An 18,790-nucleotide genomic window follows, 5' to 3' on the forward strand; every position below is an offset into this window, starting at 1 on the left:
TTCTGGCGGAGAGGGAGGGATTCGAACCCTCGGTGGCCCGAAGGACCACAACAGTTTTCGAGACTGCCCCATTCGTCCACTCTGGCACCTCTCCACTACCGATTATAACGGAGCGAACTCCGCGATTGGGAAACTCACCCGCATTGAGAACCCTGTTCACCAATCCACATTGACCGCGAGCGGACAGGGACATACCATGGGCTGAGTTTGAATCTGAGGAGATAAATGTGAGCAGAGGGTTGACTGGCCTTATGTTGAAAGGCTATGGAGCACGTGATTATGAACTGACATTGCTGGATAGACGCGAGATCACGCCGCACTTCGTGCGTTTTCGTTTTGGCAGCCCACAGCTATTCAAGGAAATAGAGTGGCACCCGGCGACCTGGCTGCGCTTATGGTTCCCTGACCTGGCGGGCGGTCCACGCGAGTATCAGCGCTCCTACACACTGGTGGCGGCTTACCCAGAACAGAATGAATTTGAAATTGATGTGCTGATGCACCAGCCGCCCGGGCCGGCAACGTTGTGGTTTAGCCAGGCAACGCCGGGCAACAAGCTGGCCAGCACCTTCCTGGGTTCACGCTTTCGCATGCCGCAGGCAGAGCCGGCTGGCTTCCTGCTGATCGGCGATGCGTGCTCAACGCCGGCGATCAACAACCTCATCGCTGCGGTGCAACCCACCACCCCGCTGGAAGTCTACCTAGAAAGCAGCAGCCTGCAGGATGATGCCATTCCCGTTGAGGCGCACCCACTGTTAAACCTGCAGCGCGTGCCGCGCCGCGGGCCAGAGAGCCTGCTGGCAGCCATCCAACGCCGCCCGCGGGCTGGTTGGTACGCCTGGGCGGCCGGCGAAGCGGCCACGATGAAACTGTTGCACAAAGCACTGAAAGCCGAGCATGGCTTCGACAAAGACGCCATGCATGTGCAGTCTTATTGGTCTGAATCTGGGAAACATTAAGGACTACGATGGCGCATACCTACGGAGAATCTAATTACTTCACTTTGCCCGACGGGCGCAAGCTGCAATATCGTCTGAAGGGTGAAGGCGGACCGACGGTTGTCTTCGAAGCGGGCATGGGTTTCTCGGGCTCGATGTGGGGGCAGGTGCAGCCTGAGGTGGCCAAGCTGGCCACGACCCTGGTATATGACCGCATCGGCACTGGCCGCAGCGATGACCGCCCCGGCGCGCATACCCTGAACATGCTGGTGGCCGACCTGGCGGCATTGCTAGGCGGCCTGCCGCACTTGGCGCCGTTCATTCTGGTGGGGGCCAGCTGGGGCGGGCCGATCGTGCGGCAGCTGGCCGCTGGCGGCCAGGTGGCGGTGCGCGGGCTGGTGCTGGTGGACCAGAGCGATGAGAACGCGCCGGATTTCTTCACCCCGGCGGCGCGCAGGCAATTTGAGGGCACGCCGAAGATGCTGATCCTGATGGCGAAACTGGGCCTGTACAAGCTAATGGGCCAGGGGCCGGGGAAGAACCAGCCCGCGGATGTGCGCGCGGACCATTACGAATACGACTTCACGGTGCGGGCGGCCGAGAACTTTGCCGCCGAGATCACGAACTTCATTCCTGACATGGAGTGGTTGCGTGACAATCCAAACCGCCTGGACGGCGTCGAGGTGAGCGTGATCAGCGGGATGAAGCCAGGAATGCTGGATAAGAAGCAGCGCAAATCGATCAATGCGGCGCACCACAAGACGGTGGAGATGCTGGCGAATGGGCGCTTTGTGCCGGCGGAGAAGGCCGGGCACTATGTCATGTTCCACCAGCCGGAGATCATTGTGAGCGAGGTTGCGCGGCTGCTGGGGAAATAGGGGTGCGCGGCGAGTCACGCGCTACTTGGAAGATGTGTATGCAAGGATTCTTCCCGGGTCGGGCATCGGCGATTCTGGTGTAGAGGAATCAACCCGGTCAGAATGACACAGGAAGGTGCTACCAGAGCTCGGCTACATCACCCATGGCGGGAAAGTGCACGTTGGGGAAGCCATCGGCGTTGAGCTTCTCGGTCAGGGCGGTGGCGGGGCCGGCTTCACCGTGTACAAGATAGATATTGCGCACGGTGTCCTTTACGGCCGCGGCGTATTCACGCAGGCCATCCTGCCCGGCGTGGGCGGAGAAGCCATTGATAGTAGCCACGCGGATCTTGCGGTCGTACTCGGTGCCGAAGATGCGGATACGCTCGGCACCCTCCACCAAGCGGCGGCCCAGGGTGTGCGGCGCCATCCACGAGACGATCAGCACCAGGCTGTTCTCATCGTGCACGTTGTGCTCGAGGTGGTGCAAGACCCGCCCAACTTCCATCATGCCTGAAGCCGAAATGATGATCATTGGATCTTTGCGGTCATTGAGCGCCTTGGACTCGTCCACCGAGCGAATGTAGGTGAGCATTTCGAAGCCCAACGCTTCGGAGTGATTGCCGTTCTCCAAAAACTGGCGGGTCTCATCGTCGAGGCATTCGGGATGACGGCGGAAGATGTCGGATACGTTGACGGCCAGCGGGCTGTCCACGAAGACTGGCACCTTGGGCACCTCGTCAGCGGCCATCAGCTGGTGCAGGTGATACACGATCTCCTGCGTGCGACCCACGGCGAAGGCCGGCACGATGACTTTGCCGCCGCGCCCAAGCGTGTCACCGATGATGCCGCGCAACTGTTCAGCCGCCTGGGCGGGCGGCTGGTGGTTGCGGTCGCCATAGGTGCTTTCCATCAGCAGCGTGTCAGCTGCGCTGGGCATGACCGGGTCTTTGATCAGGGTGAGGCCAGGGCGACCAATATCGCCCGAGAACCAGAAACGGCGCTGCTTGCCATGGTCGTCAATATCCAGCGCAATGGCGGCGGAACCGAGGATGTGGCCGGCTTCGATGAAGGTGGCCTGGACGCCGGGGAAGATCTCGAACGGCGTGGCATATTTCTGCGGCACAAACTGGTCATTGGCCTGGTTGGCGTCTGCCACCGTATAAAGCGGCACGATGGGCGACTCGCCCGCTTTGAGGCGGCGGTTCATGTGGGCGGCGTCGCTCTCCTGGATGCGGGCTGAATCCTCCAGCATCACCTTGCATAGATCGGCCGTGGCGCGCTGGGCGTGGATAGGCCCAGCGTAGCCATTCTTCACCAAATTGGGCAGGTTGCCACTGTGGTCAATGTGGGCGTGCGACAGAATGACCGCATCCAGCTCAGTTACGTCATAGTTGAAGTTGGTGTTGCGCTGGATGGCTTCCTTGCGCGGCCCCTGGTAGAGACCACAATCCAGCAGCACTTTGCGGCCATTGATCTCCAGCAAGTGCTGTGAACCTGTGACGGTTTGGGCCGCCCCGTGAAAATGGATCTGCATAGTGGGCAATGTCCTTAATTAGGGTGCAAGGCTTTAAGCACTTGATCACCCCAGGTCTTGAGGCGCCAGGGCACGCTGACGAACAGAGGTTCAAGCTCTGTGAAGGTGCGCGGGTTGGCGCGGGCTGTGCTTTCCATGATATCGCGCGGCAGAACCACGTCTGACTCCACATCCAGCTCCTTGGCGGCGGCTTTGCGCCATAGGCGCAGCAGATCCAGGCGTTCAATGTAGCTTTCATCGTACGGGCGGCGGGAAGGGCGGCGCAGCGGAGTAGCCTGCTGGCCGTTGCGCACGGCCGCCAGCAGGCCCTTGGCGTGGCGGCGGATCTGGCCTTCGCTCATGCCGGGCACGGCGGCCAATTCCTCCGCCGTGGTGGGAGCCAGCTTGGCGATCTCGGTCAGCGTGGTATCGCCCATGATCTTGAAGAGCGGCAGATCGGCCTGGGCGGCGCGGTTGGCGCGGTATTCGGCCAGCTGTTGGAGGATGGCCGCCTGGCGCGGGTTGAGATCGCGGGCGCCTTTGACGCGCCACACCTCAGGCACATCTTCCACATCCAGGTTGGCGCGGGTGATGGCGGGCAGGCGGGCGAAGTCTTCGCGGGCCAGCTCCCAGCGGCCGGCGGCCTCCAGATCCTCCTTGAGCTTGTTGCGCAGCTGGATGAGGTAGTGCGTATCCAGGCGGGCATAGTCGAGCAGGGCTGGCAACAGCGGGCGAGCGCCCCAATCGGCGCGCTGGAAGCGCTTCTCAAGCTTGACGCCAAAATCCTCCTCGAGCAGGCTTCCCAAACCGACGCGTTTGCGGCCAAGGATGCGGGCGGCGATCATAGTGTCGAACAGGTTGGCAAATTCCAACTGGTACTGGCGCTGCATCACCAGAATGTCGTATTCTGCCGCGTGAAAGATCTTCTCATGGGCGGGGCTGGCGAAGAGCGCGGCGAGCGGCTCCAAATCCGAAAGGGGGAAGGGGTCGATCAGCGCATCCTCTTGCGGCGTAGAGAACTGCAAAAGGCACAGGCGCTCACGGTAGGCATGCAGACTGTTGGATTCTGTGTCTACGGCGATCAGGGTGTGGCTTTGCAAGCGCTCTGCCAGCGCAGTGAGGGTAGCGGTGGAAGTGATGAGTGCAGGCGTGCTACCAAGCATGTGGCGGCTATTATATGTAAGAAAGTGAGCGGGAGCAGTAATGAGCGAGCAGGAAACATAAGGCTGCATCCCGTTCATTACTCATTGCTCACTCTTCCTTCTATATATAATGCAACTATGAGCAAACTCATCCTTGAAGGCTGGGTATCCGTGCTGGCGGCGCTGCAGGCGCAACGCCGCAGCATTGAAGCCGTGTATGTGCAACAGGGCAAGGATGTGCGCAACCTGGGCCAGATCGAGCGCCTGGCCGCCGAAGGCGGGATTGCGCTGCACGCGGCGCCGGCGGCCGAGATCGACGCGCTGGCGCAGGGCAGCAGCCACGGCGGTGTGCTGGCCCTGGCCGGCGAACGCCGCTTTGAGCCGCTGGAGACGCTGGCGGAGACGCCCGGCTGGGTGGTGATGCTGGACGGTGTGGAGGACCCCTACAACTACGGCCAGGCGATCCGCGCCCTGTATGCGGCCGGGGCCAACGGCCTGGTGGCCCCGCTGCGCAACTGGGACACCGCGCTGAACGTAGTGGCGCGGGCCAGCGCAGGCGCCAGCGAGCACATGCCCACGGCGCGGGCAGATGTGCTGGAGGCGCTGGCGTTCTTCAAGGGGCGCGGCTACCGCAGCCTGGCGGCCGCCAAAGCCGCCGGCAGCACGCCGCTGTACGCGGCGGCGCTCGGTGGGCCGCTGTTCCTGCTGATCGGCGGGGAGCGGCGCGGGCTGAACGCGGCGGCGCTGGCGCAGTGTGATAGGCTCATCAGTATTCCATATGGGCGCGACTTCAAGGCCGAACTGGACGTGACCTCTTCCACGGCGGCGATCGCCTTTGAAGTGATGCGCCAGCGTGCATATACTTAAGCCATGACGGGTTATGTAGCCCTGTTGCGGGGCATCAATCTAGGCAAACGCAGCGTTAAGATGGACTCGCTGCGCAAACTGTTCGAGGATATGGGCTACGAGAACGTACGCACCCTGCAGGCCGCGGGCAATGTCATCTTCCATACAAGCAGCAAGGACACCAAAAAACTGCGCAGCGCTATCGAGGCGCAGATCGCCGAGACGTTTGGCTTTCGGTCTGACGTGGTGGTGCGCAGCGCGGCGGATATTGCCGCGCTGGTGAAAGCGGCGCCATTCAAGAAAGTGAAAGCGGCCGAAGGCGTGCGCATGCACATCACTTTCCTCAATGACGGCGCCAAGGGCACAAAAAAACTGCCCTACTCCGACCCCGAAGGCAGTTTTGTTGTGCAGGCGGCCACGGCCAGCCATCTGGCCTGTGTGGTATATCCCAAAGCCAGCTCGCTGGATCTGATGGACTTCCTCGGCAAGGAATACGGCGACGAGGCGACCACGCGCACCTGGAACACGGTGCAAAAGATCAACGACCTGCTGAACGAACCCGCATGAAGCCCGTGTTCTTTGAATCCCCAGCCGCCCTGCGCAAATGGCTGGCAAAGAATCACAAAAGCGCCGATGAGCTATGGGTGGGCATGTACAAGAAGCACACCGGCAAGCCATCCATCACCTGGCCGCAGGTGGTGGACGAAGTTTTGTGCTTTGGCTGGATCGATGGCATCCGCAAGGGGATTGACGCCGAAAGCTACACCAACCGCATCACGCCGCGCCGCAAGGGCAGCCACTGGAGCGCGGTGAACTTGAAACGTGTGCTGGAACTGCAAGCAGAAGGACGCATGACGCCAGCGGGCATGAAGGCTTACGAGGAGCGCGACCCGGCTAAGAGCCAGCAATACTCCAGCGAGCAGCAAGGGGTAGCGCTGCCAACGACGTTGGAGGCCAGGTTCAAGAAGAACAAGCAGGCCTGGACTTTTTTCAACCAGCAGCCGCCCGGCTACCGCAAGACGATCCTGTGGTGGGTGGTCAGCGCCAAGCGCGAAGACACGCAGATCAAACGCTTGCAGCGTTTGATTGAGGTTTCGACCGCGGGAGCGCGGGTGGATTTGGGTTCGCCGTTTGGCGGCAAAGCCTAGCCAGCCGGCGTAACGGCATCCGGCAGTTCGCACTCCACGTTGCGCATGCGCGGGTAGGCGTACATCAACAGCGCCGCGCTCACCATCCCCAAGCCAGATAGCAGCAACATCAAGCCAATGCCGCGGCCCGGGCCTGCGCCGAGCAGGGCGCCCAGCGGCCCGCTGCCCAGCACGCCGCCCACCGCCATGGCGGGCTCGAATATTCGATCGGCCAGCGGGGCAGCCAGCAGCATGGAGAGCAGCACCCCGGCGCGCGAGATCATTACGATCAGCGAGAAGACACGGCCCTGCAAATTGCTGGGCACCTTGGTTTGCACCACGGCGCGGATCGAGGCGTTGATGGTGGTGATGGGAAACATGAACAGGAAGAAGCCCACCGCGATCAGAACGGGGTTGGGCTGCAGGCCGCTGGCGGCCAGGCCCAGCCCGCTCACCACGGCACACAGCACCATGGTGAGCACTTTGCGCTGCGGCGAGCGGCCAGCGCTGGCCCACAGGCCGCCCAGCAGCAAGCCCACGCTGGAAACACTTTGCATCACGCTCAGCACCTGGGCGGTTGTGAAGCCCAGGATCATGGGCGTGGAAAGCACCGTGCTGGCGCTCAGCATCAGATTCAACAGTGAAATCAGCACCGCCAGGGAGATCAACCCGGGGCGGCTGCGCAGATAAACAAAGCCCATGCGCAGATCGGCAAGCAGGCTCACCTTGGCATCCTGGGCGGCAGGCTGGGGGATGCGCGCCAGCAGCAGCATGAGGGCGGCCACGGCGAAGCCGGCCAGATCCAAGCCAAAGATGAAGGTCAGCCCCAGCGTTCCGTAGGCGGCGGCCGCGGCCACCGGCGACAGGATCGCCGCCAGCGAATGAGCGGTCTGCACCATGGCATTGGCGCGGGTGAGTTGCTCGCGCGGCACCAGGCTGGTGACGATGGTCTGGTAGGCCAGCATTTGGAAGATGCCGGCCGCCGAGGTGACCAGTGCACCGGCGTACAGCTGCCACAGCTGCAATTGGCCCTGGCTGAACAGCAACCACAGGATCAATGTGACCACGGCCGTGGCCGTGTCAGCCAGCAGCATCACGGTCTTGCGGTTCAGGCGATCCACCAGCACGCCGGCGAAGGGGCTCACCACAAACGGCGGGATGGCATTGAACAGAGCGATCAGGACGAACGGCGTGGCCTGGCCGGTTTGCTCATAGATCCACAGGCCGAGAGCAAAGGAGGTCATCCCGGAGCTGACAAGGGAGACCACCTGGCCGGCCCAGATAGTTAGAAAAATTCGCATCATTTCTCCGGCGAAAAGGAAACCTGGATAAGAAAAACGCACGCGGCTGCGCGTGCGTTTGAAGCCATGTCAGGGCTGCTACACCAGCGGCGCACCCTCCAGCCAGTCTTGCGGCAGGTCGCCGCGGCCCTCGCCCAATACCAGGAAGGTGCCCTGGTGGGTCTTCTTGAGGCGCAGGCGTTGGCCCAGCTCAAATTCGGAGGCCCACTGCTCACGGCGGTCGCCGATGTAGAAGCGCTTGCCGGCCTGCAGGCGCTGGATCAGCGCGTCCCGGTCGAGCAGGACGGTGTCGGACCAGGTTGGCCCGCGGCGTTCGTAGGCGCGCACCCAGTCCAGCTGGCCGTTGGGGTCCAAGTGCACAGCTTCCACCACGCCGTGGGCCTTGCGGTTGTTGCGAACGAAGTTCTTTGTTTTGAACATAGTCGGGGTGGGCGGATTCGAACCGCCGACCACCGCGTCCCAAACGCGGTGCGCTGCCAGGCTGCGCTACACCCCGCAGCAGGCCCAGTATACCAATGAGCAAAGCCCGGGGCAGGTTCAACTCTACAAGGAGTAAGCCGATTAACAAAGCGCTGATACAGCGATGATCGATTTCTTACACACGCCGGCTAGCATCCCAGTCAAACCTTATTGATAGGAGATGACCATGATGACCCTTTACCTCAACCCCCGCACCCGCCGCTTCAGCCAGGTGCGCAACACCAGCGTGCACATCCCCGTGGATGTCAGCGCCAATGGCGAGGAGTACATCCTGCGGGCCTACCTGCCCGGCCTGAAGGCCGAGGATGTCCAGATCGAAGTGCTGGAGAACACCATCACCATCCAGGGCGAGTTCGCCAACCAGGTGCTGGGCGAGAACGAGCAGGTCCTGCTGAGCGAGCTGCCCAGCGGCAGCTTTGAGCGCACCCTGCGCTTGCCGAGCGACCTGGACGCCGAGCGCGCCCAGGCCGAGATGCAGGATGGTGTGCTGACCCTGCACGTGGCCAAGGCTGAGCACGCCAAGAGCAAGAAGATTGCGGTGCTAGCCAAATAATTTGGCGGCCAAGAAGCATAGACTTGCAAAAAGAGCCGGACTTCTGTCCGGCTCTTTTTGCACCCGCGCGCATCCGCTATACTAGGGGCATGCGCAGCCAATACCCGCATACCGAAGATCTGTACACCGCCGCCCGCCACCCGGCGGCACGCCGCCGCCATGTGCGCGAGGTGTGGCTGCAGATCGCTCTGCCTCTCATTTTAGGGACGGCGCTGGCGGGCGTAGGGTTGTATGCCCTGCTCATCGCGCAGGCGGGCACGGCCACGCGGGCTTCGCAGCTGGCAACGGTGCTGCTGGCCATGCCACTGCTGCTGATGGGCGTAGTGCTGCTGGTGGCGTTGGTGGCCGCCATTTATCTGCTGGCCCGCGCCATGCGCTGGATCCCGCAACACACCATCTATGTTCATCGTTGGTTAGAGCAAGCCAACACGGCGATCCTGCGCGGCGCAGACATTGCCGCCAAGCCGATGCTGGCCGCCCAAAGCTGGGCTAATGCATTCAGCCGCTTCTTTAACAGGAACCGCTTGCCATGAACAACAAATCGGGTTTGCTGGCCGTAAGTGCGATCCTGGGCGCCGTGATGGGCGTGGCGGCCGGCATGCTGTTGCTGCGCCGGGCTGAGCAGCGCGGCACGGACATCGCCGTGAGCGGCAGCGAGGGGTTGAGCATTGGCCTGCTGGTAATCGGCCTGTTGCGCCAGATCTCGACCCTCGGAGAGGAATAAGGAATAGTTTTTTTTGCTCCAGTATATTCCTTGACAGGAATATTCGATATGGGGTATATATAAAAGCATGAACAGCGATGTCTTCACTGCCCTGGCCGAGCCCAACCGCCTGCGCATGGTGGAATATTTGCGCAACGGTCCGCGCTCGGTAGGTGAGATCGCCGAGGCGCTCAGCCTGCGCCAGCCGCAGGTCTCCAAGCACCTGCAAGTGCTTAGCGCGGCCGGCCTGGTGCAGGCGCAAGCGATGGCGCAGCGGCGCATTTATGCGCTGCAAGCCAGCCGCTTCCGCCAGTTGGAAAGCTGGCTGGACAGCTTTGCGCGCCTGTGGGAGGGCCGCCTGGACGCGCTGGAGCAGCACCTGTTCGAAGTGCAGACCCAGCCCAAGCGCCGCCGTATGACGCGGCGGGACAGCAAACACTAAGGAGAACTATGCAAAAGATCGTGACGTTCCTCGTATTCAACAATGGCCGCGCCGGTGAGGCGATCGATTTTTACGCCTCGGTCTTCAAAGACGCCAAGATCAACACCAAGATGCAAATGCCTGACGGGCAGGTGATGATGGGCAACTTTGAACTGCACGGGCAAGAGTTTTACGCCATCGATGCGCCCGGCGACAACTTCCGCTTCACCGAGGGTATCTCGCTGTTCATCAACTGCGAGACCCAGGACGAAGTGGATCATTTCTGGGAGCGGCTGGCCGAGGACGGCGGCGAGCACTCGATGTGCGGCTGGGTCAAGGACCGCTTTGGCGTATGGTGGCAGGTGGTACCCACCCTGCTGGGCAAGCTGATGCAGGACCCCGACCCGGAGAAGGGCGGCCGAGTGGTGCAAGCCATGCTGAAGATGCGCAAGCTGGATATGCAGACCCTGCAAGACGCCTATGACGGCAAGTAGTACACCCGCCACGCAAGACCTGGTGGTGCGGCGCATTGTGAATGCGCCGCTGGAACTGGCCTGGCAAGCCTGGAGCACGCCCGAGCAGATGCGGCGCTGGTGGGGGCCACAGCACTACACCTGCCCGGTATGCGAGATGGATTTCCGCGAGGGTGGGCGCACATTGGTGAGCATGCGTGCGCCAGATGGCACGGAGCACTACTCGCTGATCGAGTACACGCGCATCATCCCCCACGAGCGCATCGAGTACGTGCACAACCTGGCAGATGCCAGGGGAGCGCGCATTGCGCCTGAATCGATCGGCATGCCGGCTGATTTTCCACAAGACCAGCACACGGTAGTCACCTTCCGCGCCCTGGGCCAACTCACCGAGCTGGTAATCACCGAACGCGCTCTGCCCATGAACCCCTTCCGTGTGTATGCGGCGTTGGGGTTGCACGAAATGGCTGACAAGATCACGCAGGTTGCGGAGAGCTTGTGAGGCAACCATTGACGGCCAGCAGCTTTATCAAGCAGCTCAAGACAAAACAGTCTGACCTGGAGCTGCAAAAGATCCAACGCTACTTCAAGTCGGGTGAAGGGGAGTATGGTGAAGGCGATGCTTTTCTGGGTGTGCGCATGGGGGATGTGTTCGCCCTGGCCAAGCAACACATGGGCATGCCGGCGGCGGAACTCGAAAAGCTGATGGAGCACAAGCTGCACGAAGTACGCGCCGGCGCCATGAGCATCATGGATAAGGACGCCCGCAGCAAGAAGACTACGGCAGAACGGCGTACCGAGCTGTATAAGCTCTATATGCGCCGTCATGACCGCATCAACAATTGGGATCTGGTGGATCTGGCGGCGGTACACGTGGTGGGCGGCTATTTGCACGATAAGCCGCGCAAGCCGCTATACACGCTGGCCCGCTCCAGGAATATGTGGGAGCGGCGCACAGCCATCGTCGCCACAGGCTACTTCCTGCGTCACGGCGATGTGGACGACACTTTCACCATTGCCGAGATGTTGATGAAAGATAAGGAAGACCTCATCCACAAGGCGGCGGGCGGCTGGCTGCGCTTCGCCGGTGATCAGGACCCGGCGCGCATGCGCGCCTTCCTGGATACGCAAACGGCCAGCATGCCGCGCACCATGCTGCGCTATGCGATCGAGCATCTCAAGCCGGCGGAACGCAAGCGCTACATGGCGGCGGGGAAGTAGTGCCCATAAGAGGCACATGCTGCGCCCGTCAAAAGTTATTAGTATTATCTTTTTGACACCACCACCTACTTACACATAACTACAGAGTTTCTACCGGCTTCGCCCGGTAGAATCCAGCGCGCGGCTGCGCCGCGCAAAAATTGCTCTACCCCTTCGGATTGGGGGTTTAACCCTGTTGAACTCTATATTCTCACTGGCCTATATGAGAATAGGGGCGCTCCTTCTATACTCGTCGCACGTGGGTAATCCTTATCCACGAATACGCGCTTCGTAAGAAGGAGAACATGTCCCGTAAGTTTGCAGTATTTAGTTTCATCGTCATGGTTGGTTTGCTACTGGCCGGATGCGCGCCAGCGACCCAGCTGACTGTGGAGGCCACTACGGCCCCCGAGCCGACCGAGCCTGCTGCCCCTGTTGAGCAAGAAGCCGATCCTGGCAAACTGGTTATTTACTCGGGCCGCAGTGAAGGCCTGGTTGCTCCGATCATCCAGCAGTTCGCCGACGCCACTGGCATCGAAGTCGAAGTGCGCTATGGAAGCACTGCTGAAATGGCTGCCGCCCTGCTCGAGGAAGGCGTCAACTCCCCGGCCGATGTCTACTACGCCCAGGACCCTGGCGGTCTTGGCGCCATTGAGGACGCCGGCTTGCTGAGCACACTGCCCGCCAGCATCCTGGAGCGCGTGGCCCCCGGTTACGCCTCGCCGAATGGCTACTGGGTCGGCATCACTGCCCGCGCCCGCATTGTGGTCTACAACACCGAGTCGATCAACCCGGCTGAACTACCGGGTGACCTGCGCGGCTTCACCGCGCCGGAATGGAACGGCCGCGTTGGCGTGCCGCCCACCAACGCTTCCTTCGTCACCATGGTGACCGCCATGCGCCAGCTTTGGGGCGAAGACGAGACCCGCGCCTGGTTGGAGGGCATTGCCGCCAACAACCCGGTCTACTACTCCAACAACACGGGTGTAGTGGAAGCTGTCGCTTCGGGCGAGGTGGAAGTGGGTTTTGTCAACCACTACTACCTGTATCGCTTCCTGGCTGAGCAGGGTGAGGGCTACGGCGCTCGCAACCACTACTTGAACAACGGCGGGCCTGACTCGCTGGTGATGGTGGCTGGTGCTGGCATTCTGGCTAACGGCCGGAACCAGGAGAATGCCGTGCGCTTCCTGCAGTTCATGCTGTCGCAGGTGGCCCAGCAGTACTTCGCCAGCAGCACCTTCGAGTACCCGCTGGTGGAAGGTGTCGCTACCTCCACCCTGCTGGTGCCTCTGAGCGAGCTCAACACCCCCGACATCGCTCTGGGCGGTCTGTCTGACATAGCAGGCAGCGCGGCGTTGATCGAAGAAGTAGGCATGGTACCCTAGCCGAGTGCTGGATACCGGCAACCTACTGAACGCTGGTAATCAAAAGGTACGGCGGGTCTGGGCAGCAATGCCCAGCCCCCGTGCCTTTTTGCTGTTGTGGCTGCCAGCCATCCTGGCCGCGGCGGCGGTGCTGCTGCCGGTGGCCTACCTGCTGTTGCGGGCGGCCAACGGCGGCGACGCTGCCTGGGTAACCCTGCAGCGCCCGCAAACCCTGGCCACCGTATGGCGTACCGCCGCGCTAGGCGCCTCGGTGACCCTGGTGTGTTTGCTGCTGGCCGTGCCCATCGCCTGGCTGACGGTGCGCACCGACCTGCCGCTGCGCCGCCTGTGGGCGGTGCTGACTCCGTTGCCATTGGTCATTCCCAGTTATGTCGGCGCGTTCCTATATGCTTCGGCGCTGGGGCCGCGCGGCCTGCTGCAGGGCTGGCTGGAAGAGCCGTTCGGCATCACGCGCCTACCGGATATTTACGGCTTCCCCGGTGCGCTGCTGGTGTTGAGCCTGCTCAACTATCCCTATGTGCTACTGGTGGTGCGCGCCGCACTGCAGCGCATGGACCCGGCGCAGGAGGAGGCGGCCCGCAGCCTGGGGCATGGGCCTTGGTCCACCTTCTGGCGGGTCACCTTTGCGCAGCTGCGCCCGGCCATGGCCTCCGGCTCGCTGCTGGTGGTGCTGTATGTGCTGCGTGATTTCGGCGCGGTGGCGGTGATGCGCTACACCACTTTCACCCGCGCCATCTATATCCAATACCAGACCGCGCTCGATCGCTCGGCGGCGGCGGTGCTGGCCCTGATGCTGATCCTGTTCTCGCTGGCGGTGCTGGTGCTGGAGAGCAAAGCGCGCGGGCGCAGCAACCAGCTCAACAGCGCCGCCAACCCGCGCAAAGCCGAGCGCATCAAGCTGGGTGCATGGCGCTGGCCGGCGGCGGCCTTCTGCGCCGCGGTCGTGGCGCTGGCCTTGCTGCTGCCAGCAGGGGTGCTGCTGTATTGGCTGGTGCGCGGCTGGCTGGCCGGCGAAGCGCTGGACAATAGCGCCCGCCTGATATGGAACTCGGTCAGCGCGTCCGGCCTGGGGGCGCTGGCGGTTACGCTGGTGGCGCTGCCGGTGGCGTATCTGCTGGCACGCCGGCCCAGCCGGAGCAGCAGCCTGATCGGCAGCATTATTAATCTGGCCTTTGCCCTGCCAGGCATTGTGATCGCCCTGGCGCTGGTGTTCTTCGGCGCCAATTACGCCCTGCCGCTGTATCAGACCATGCCCATGCTGGTGTTTGCCTACCTGATCCTGTTCCTGCCGCAGGCGGTGGCCGCCGTGCGGGCTTCGTTCCAGCGCGTGCCGGCCCAGCTTGAAGAAGCGGCCCGCAGCCTGGGCAGCGGGCCGCTGGGGGTGGTGCGGCGGGTCACCCTGCCGCTGCTGCGGCCGGGCGTGAGCGCCGCGGTGGCGCTGGTGTTCCTGACCGCGATGAAGGAACTGCCCACCACCCTGCTTCTGGCGCCGATCGGCTTCAAGACGCTGGCGACCAGCGTGTGGTCATTCGTGTCCGAGGCCTTCTTCGCCCGCGCCGCCGCCCCTGCGTTGCTACTGATCTTGACCTCTTCATTGCCGATGGCGCTACTGGTGTTGCGCGAAGAAAAAGACAATTAGACTCGACTGGTCCCTATGAAACCTAACGCCCTCGAACTCCACAACATCAGCAAGGCTTTCGGAGCCCACCCGGCGGTGCAAGACGTAAGCCTGCAACTGCCCGAAGGCGAAGTGCTGGCGCTGCTGGGGCCAAGTGGCTGCGGCAAGACCACCGTGCTGCGCCTGATCGCCGGTTTTGAACGGCCCGATAGCGGGCAGGTGCGCATTGGCGCCCAGCTGGCCGCCAGCGGCCTAAGCTTTACGCCGCCCGAGGGGCGCGGCGTGGGCATGGTGTTCCAGGACTATGCGCTCTTTCCACACCTGAGCATTGGCGAGAACGTCACCTTTGGCTTGAAGGGGCACAGCCGCAAGCAACGCGAGGAAAAGCTGGGTTTCATTCTGCGCCTGGTGGGGCTGGAAGGCCGCGCCGCCGATTACCCGCACCAGCTCTCCGGCGGCGAGCGCCAGCGCGTGGCGCTGGCGCGAGCACTGGTGCCCGAACCGCGCCTGCTGCTGCTCGACGAGCCATTAAGCAGCCTGGACGCGGACTTGCGCCTCAAGATGCGCGAAGACCTGCGCGTGCTGTTGAAGGTGGGCAAACTGACCGCGATCTTTGTGACCCATGACCAGGAAGAGGCGCTGTATCTGGGCGACCGGCTGGCAGTGATGAACCAGGGCCGGGTAGAGCAGGTGGGCAAGCCCGAGGATATTTTTCACCAGCCGGCCACGCGCTTCGTGGCCGAGTTCATGGGCAACAGCGACTTCCTGCCCGGGCGGCGCACGCCGCACGGGGTGGAGACTGAGATCGGCCTGATCACCCAGACGCTGGATGCGCCGGATGGCGCAGATGTGCAGCTGGTGCTGCGCGCAGACGATGTGCGCTTCGAGCCGCAAACCGGTAGCCAGTCCATTGTGCTGGCGCGGCACTTCCGCGGCGCCATGAACATGTACCGCCTGCGCCTGCCCTCCGGGCGGCTGCTGCATGCCTACGCGCCGCATGAACAGCGGCTGCCGCCCGGCACGCCGGTGCGGGTATGGGTGGAAAGCCAGCATCCGCTGGCATGGTTTGCAAATCCAAGCAATGATTAAATGGATTAACCGGATTAATCCATTAATCGGTTAATCAGATGCTTCAGCCATCTATAATCATCCCCCTATGAGTGAAACCACGCCCAGCTGTATCCTGTTGGGGCGCTTACAGCGCGACACGATCATCAACGCTGCCGGCCAGGCGCTGGTGGATCAGCCGGGCGGCAACCTGCTCTACGCCGCGGCGGCCTACCAGATCTGGGGCGACACGCCCGGTCTGGTGAGCCGGGTCGGCAGCGACTTTCCCGCAGACTGGGAGCTGCACACCGGCGGCCACGCGCTGGATACGCGCGGCATCATGCGCTTGGCCGAGCCGCAAGACCTGCGGCGCTTCGTAGCCTACAGCGACGTGGCCACCGCCCACCGCGAGAACCCCATCAAATATTTTGCGCGCCACAACCTGCCCTTGCCCAAGAGCCTGCTGGGCTACCAGGCCCCGGTGGAGCGCCTGGACCCCAAGCGAGAGCGCAATGCGCTCTCGCTGCGGCCAGACGATGTGCCGGCCGCCTACCGCGGCGCAGGGACTGCGCACCTGTGCCCACTGGACTATCACACCCACAAGCTGCTGCCGGCGGCCCTGCGTGAGCAAGGCACGCCCATCGTCACGCTGGATGCGGGGCGCGGCTATATGCACCCGGACTTTCTGGCCGAGCTGCCCGAGTTGGTCAACGGGCTGACGGTGTTCCTGACCACAGAAGAGCGCCTGGTGACTCTCTTTGCCAACCGCAGCCAGGGCCTGTGGAAAATGATCGAAACAGTGGGGAGCTTCAACTGCAAGGCGGTGGTGGTGCATAGTGTGCACCGCGGCCAGTGGCTTCTGGATGTGGAGGCGCGCAAGCGCTACCAGATACCACCTTATCCGGCGCGCCTGGCGGATATCAGCAATGCGGGCAGCAGCTTCTGCGGCGGCTTCATTGCCGGGCTGCAACGCACGCAGGACTTTCTGCGAGCCACGCTATACGGCAATTCGCTGCAGTCATTGGCAATGGAAGGCAGCGGCGCCTTCTATGTAGGCGAAACCTTGCCCGGCCTGGCCGAATCACGGCTTAATTCGCTGGCCATGGCTGTGCAAGCCGTTTAGCCCAAGCAAATAGCCTCAAAACCAAAGCGAGCTGCCGGTGCAGCTCGCTTTTTTTTTGTTTCCTCAGCCCAGAACAGTAAAACTAACAGTTCTGCAAAGAGTACCCTCATCCTATTTGATTATTACCATTACCTAACTAAAATATAACCAATATTCGAGTTCTCCTCAACTCGGAAGGTAGGTTAGAAGCATGAAATCGCTCAGCATCCTCGTTCTCCTCGGTACCCTCTCTGCAATCATCATCGGAGCCTTTTTTGCCATTACGCCGGCCCGCGCCCAAGACAGCGCCCCGGTGGTAGCCGCTGTGGCTCCGGTCACTGGCAGCCCCGAAGTGGCCGCCCCGGCTGCTGAAGTTGCCGCCCCGGTTGTTGCCGAAGCAGCCGCTGTTGAGCCCGGCGTGGCTCTGGCCCAGACCTTCACCGTAAACCTGACGAAGGATACCAGCAGCCCAGTCATTGAAACCGAGCCCGCTGTCGAACTGGCCGCGGTGGAAGCCGCCCCTGCCGCCCAGGCAGAAGCTGCTCAGGTTGAAGCCGCCCCGGCGGTTGCCGCCTTCAGCAGCTTCGTGAATTCGGTGACCAACGGCAACAGCGCCCAGGTGACCGGCATTTATGTGGACGGCGTGATGGCTTACGGCGTAGTTGGCCAGGGCGGCAGCGCCGCCTTCGTGAGCGAGCAGCCCAACGTGGTGACCCAGTTCGGTCTGGCCTCGCAGTACGGCAGCCAGGGTTTCCTGGCCCACAACTACCTGGCCGGCAGCGCCTTCACCAACATTGGCATCGGCCAGACAATCACTCTGGTCTACGGCGACGGCAGTACGCGTGAGTTCCAGGTCACAGGCACCCAGCGCTACCAGGCCCTCTCCCCCGACTCGACCCAATCCAATTTCGTGGACCTGGAGAGTGGCGAGCAGATCAGCGCCTCCACCCTGTTCCACAAGGTATACAACAACAAGAACTCCCTGGTGCTGCAGACCTGCATCGAGCAGGATGGCATCAGCACCTGGGGCCGTTTGTTCATCACCGCGGTTCCGCTAAGCTGAGCGAGCTTCTCTAACCGAGGATGCGGATCCGTTCCTAAAAAGATCCCCGCTTGAGGAGGCGGGGATCTTTTTTGTGTCTCTTGTATAGCCTGCTTGGAGATTGCTTCGGAGCCGAAAGTTGCATATTCATGCAACTTTCGGCAGCCTCACAATGACGGACAGTTTAGGAGCCTGCCGTGAAGGGCACAGCCACGATCAGCACGCGATGGGTGTTGCTCTCATAGGGCCAGCACGTGATCACAGTCAGGCGCTCATCTTCAGTGGGCTGGATCCACTCGGCATTGGCGGTGCGCACTTCCATGGGCTGGTTACGCTCCGGTAGCACGGCGGTGTAGACGACAACATAGTCGAACATCTCACCCTGCGAAAACACCTCGATCACGTCACCCTTCTGCAGGCGATACAAGTCACGAAAGACTTCGCCATAGATGTTGTGATGCCCGTTCAGCACCGTGTTGCCGGGCGCGCCCAGGCCGGCCGAAGTTTCGTGCCAGCCCACGGCGCGGTAGTCAGGCGCCAGCCACTGCTGGAAGACGTCGTCCTCATAGGCCAGATCGATCGAGCCGATGGGGATGACCGTCGCATCCAGCGAAATGGAGGGGATGACGATGCGGTCAGGCACCCTGCCCACGATGACATCCTGCACTTCGTGCGGCAAGGGGGTGGGGAACCCATCGGGGGCAGTATCAACCGACACCAGGCTTGGATCGGCGGCGCCGGCAGAGGAATATACCGGCAGGAAGCCGGCCTGCTGGGCATCATCGGCGGCCAGGTCTACAGCCGGCATGGTGGCGACATCGAAGACGCCTTTGCCGAGGGCAAAGACAATAACCAGCATGCCCACCAGGACAATGCCGATGATGAGGGCGTTGGATTCATGCTTTTGAGGTTGGGGGGAGTAAGCGTCCATGGTATGAAATGATTCTATCGCGCGTGGCCGGCTCTATATCTTGGTCTGCCTAAAGAATTGGGCACCCTCATTCCCTTGAATGACCGGTGATGCAAAAAGCGGGGCCAGTAT

22 protein-coding genes and 2 tRNA genes are annotated in these 18,790 nt (G+C 62.2%); 17 read left to right on the forward strand and 7 right to left on the reverse strand.

Annotated features, from left to right (window positions below):
• Positions 1–3 precede the first annotated feature (3 nt).
• Positions 4–94, reverse strand: a tRNA-Ser gene (locus KIT08_04210).
• A 157-nt stretch (positions 95–251) separates the two neighbouring features.
• On the opposite strand from KIT08_04210, the gene KIT08_04215 reads away from it, so the two are divergent.
• Positions 252–956, forward strand: a complete 705-nt coding sequence (locus KIT08_04215; protein ID UYN90448.1) for a siderophore-interacting protein — start codon at positions 252–254, stop codon at positions 954–956.
• Positions 957–964: 8 nt separating this feature from the next.
• A complete protein-coding gene (locus KIT08_04220; GenBank protein UYN90449.1) occupies positions 965–1,813 on the forward strand; it encodes an alpha/beta hydrolase in 849 nt (282 codons plus the stop codon).
• 118 nt (positions 1,814–1,931) lie between these two features.
• On the opposite strand, the gene KIT08_04225 is transcribed toward KIT08_04220, so the two are convergent.
• Together KIT08_04225 and KIT08_04230 are read right to left on the reverse strand one after the other, a co-directional pair.
• Positions 1,932–3,329, reverse strand: coding sequence for an MBL fold metallo-hydrolase (locus KIT08_04225; GenBank protein ID UYN90450.1), 1,398 nt, complete (start codon positions 3,327–3,329; stop codon positions 1,932–1,934).
• 14 nt (positions 3,330–3,343) lie between these two features.
• Positions 3,344–4,471, reverse strand: a complete 1,128-nt coding sequence (locus KIT08_04230) for a ribonuclease D (protein ID UYN90451.1) — start codon at positions 4,469–4,471, stop codon at positions 3,344–3,346.
• Between the two features lie 117 nt (positions 4,472–4,588).
• Here KIT08_04230 and KIT08_04235 point away from each other — a divergent pair, with 117 nt between their 5' ends.
• From KIT08_04235 to KIT08_04245, 3 genes are read left to right on the forward strand one after another with little or no spacing between them, the layout of a single operon-like run.
• On the forward strand, positions 4,589–5,317 hold the full coding sequence (locus tag KIT08_04235; protein UYN90452.1) for an RNA methyltransferase: 729 nt from the start codon (positions 4,589–4,591) through the stop codon (positions 5,315–5,317).
• A gap of 3 nt (positions 5,318–5,320) precedes the next feature.
• A complete protein-coding gene (locus KIT08_04240) occupies positions 5,321–5,863 on the forward strand; it encodes a DUF1697 domain-containing protein (protein ID UYN90453.1) in 543 nt (180 codons plus the stop codon).
• Positions 5,860–6,444 carry a YdeI/OmpD-associated family protein gene (locus tag KIT08_04245; GenBank protein ID UYN90454.1) on the forward strand — a complete coding sequence of 195 codons (585 nt, stop codon included), beginning with the start codon at positions 5,860–5,862 and terminating at the stop codon, positions 6,442–6,444. Before KIT08_04240 ends, KIT08_04245 begins: the two co-directional genes overlap by 4 nt.
• Here the strand turns inward: KIT08_04245 and KIT08_04250 are convergent.
• The 3 genes from KIT08_04250 to KIT08_04260 form a co-directional block, all read right to left on the reverse strand.
• Complete coding sequence (locus KIT08_04250) at positions 6,441–7,724, reverse strand: MFS transporter (protein ID UYN90455.1); 1,284 nt, start codon at positions 7,722–7,724, stop codon at positions 6,441–6,443. The genes KIT08_04245 and KIT08_04250 overlap by 4 nt on opposite strands.
• A gap of 78 nt (positions 7,725–7,802) precedes the next feature.
• Positions 7,803–8,144 carry a hypothetical protein gene (locus KIT08_04255; protein ID UYN90456.1) on the reverse strand — a complete coding sequence of 114 codons (342 nt, stop codon included), beginning with the start codon at positions 8,142–8,144 and terminating at the stop codon, positions 7,803–7,805.
• Positions 8,145–8,146: 2 nt separating this feature from the next.
• A tRNA-Pro gene (locus tag KIT08_04260) sits at positions 8,147–8,220 on the reverse strand.
• A 150-nt stretch (positions 8,221–8,370) separates the two neighbouring features.
• On the opposite strand from KIT08_04260, the gene KIT08_04265 reads away from it, so the two are divergent.
• The 12 genes from KIT08_04265 to KIT08_04320 all read left to right on the forward strand — a co-directional run bounded on the left by KIT08_04265 (position 8,371) and on the right by KIT08_04320 (position 17,769).
• A complete protein-coding gene (locus KIT08_04265) occupies positions 8,371–8,757 on the forward strand; it encodes an Hsp20/alpha crystallin family protein (protein ID UYN90457.1) in 387 nt (128 codons plus the stop codon).
• 89 nt (positions 8,758–8,846) lie between these two features.
• Positions 8,847–9,290: a hypothetical protein gene (locus KIT08_04270; GenBank protein UYN90458.1), complete on the forward strand. Its 444-nt coding sequence runs from the start codon at positions 8,847–8,849 to the stop codon at positions 9,288–9,290.
• On the forward strand, positions 9,287–9,481 hold the full coding sequence (locus tag KIT08_04275) for a hypothetical protein (protein UYN90459.1): 195 nt from the start codon (positions 9,287–9,289) through the stop codon (positions 9,479–9,481). The genes KIT08_04270 and KIT08_04275 overlap by 4 nt, the downstream gene beginning before the upstream one ends.
• Positions 9,482–9,548: 67 nt before the next feature.
• The gene (locus KIT08_04280) at positions 9,549–9,902 is read left to right on the forward strand and encodes a winged helix-turn-helix transcriptional regulator (protein UYN90460.1); all 354 of its coding nucleotides are present in this window, start codon (positions 9,549–9,551) and stop codon (positions 9,900–9,902) included.
• 8 nt (positions 9,903–9,910) lie between these two features.
• Complete coding sequence (locus KIT08_04285; protein UYN90461.1) at positions 9,911–10,375, forward strand: VOC family protein; 465 nt, start codon at positions 9,911–9,913, stop codon at positions 10,373–10,375.
• Positions 10,362–10,856: an SRPBCC domain-containing protein gene (locus KIT08_04290; GenBank protein UYN90462.1), complete on the forward strand. Its 495-nt coding sequence runs from the start codon at positions 10,362–10,364 to the stop codon at positions 10,854–10,856. Before KIT08_04285 ends, KIT08_04290 begins: the two co-directional genes overlap by 14 nt.
• Positions 10,853–11,575, forward strand: a complete 723-nt coding sequence (locus tag KIT08_04295) for a DNA alkylation repair protein (GenBank protein UYN90463.1) — start codon at positions 10,853–10,855, stop codon at positions 11,573–11,575. The genes KIT08_04290 and KIT08_04295 overlap by 4 nt, the downstream gene beginning before the upstream one ends.
• Positions 11,576–11,859: 284 nt before the next feature.
• Entirely contained in the window at positions 11,860–12,939 is a 1,080-nt protein-coding gene (locus KIT08_04300; protein UYN90464.1) for an iron ABC transporter substrate-binding protein, read from the forward strand.
• 67 nt (positions 12,940–13,006) lie between these two features.
• A complete protein-coding gene (locus KIT08_04305; GenBank protein UYN90465.1) occupies positions 13,007–14,578 on the forward strand; it encodes an iron ABC transporter permease in 1,572 nt (523 codons plus the stop codon).
• A gap of 15 nt (positions 14,579–14,593) precedes the next feature.
• Positions 14,594–15,646, forward strand: coding sequence for an ABC transporter ATP-binding protein (locus KIT08_04310; protein ID UYN90466.1), 1,053 nt, complete (start codon positions 14,594–14,596; stop codon positions 15,644–15,646).
• A gap of 67 nt (positions 15,647–15,713) precedes the next feature.
• On the forward strand, positions 15,714–16,727 hold the full coding sequence (locus KIT08_04315) for a carbohydrate kinase family protein (protein ID UYN90467.1): 1,014 nt from the start codon (positions 15,714–15,716) through the stop codon (positions 16,725–16,727).
• A gap of 190 nt (positions 16,728–16,917) precedes the next feature.
• Positions 16,918–17,769 carry a hypothetical protein gene (locus KIT08_04320; GenBank protein UYN90468.1) on the forward strand — a complete coding sequence of 284 codons (852 nt, stop codon included), beginning with the start codon at positions 16,918–16,920 and terminating at the stop codon, positions 17,767–17,769.
• Positions 17,770–17,932: 163 nt separating this feature from the next.
• Here the strand turns inward: KIT08_04320 and KIT08_04325 are convergent, their stop codons facing one another.
• Positions 17,933–18,679, reverse strand: a complete 747-nt coding sequence (locus KIT08_04325) for a sortase (protein ID UYN90469.1) — start codon at positions 18,677–18,679, stop codon at positions 17,933–17,935.
• Positions 18,680–18,790: the final 111 nt, after the last annotated feature.

This window comes from Anaerolineales bacterium, from assembly GCA_025808555.1.
GTDB lineage: Bacteria > Chloroflexota > Anaerolineae > Anaerolineales > UBA11579 > JAMCZK01.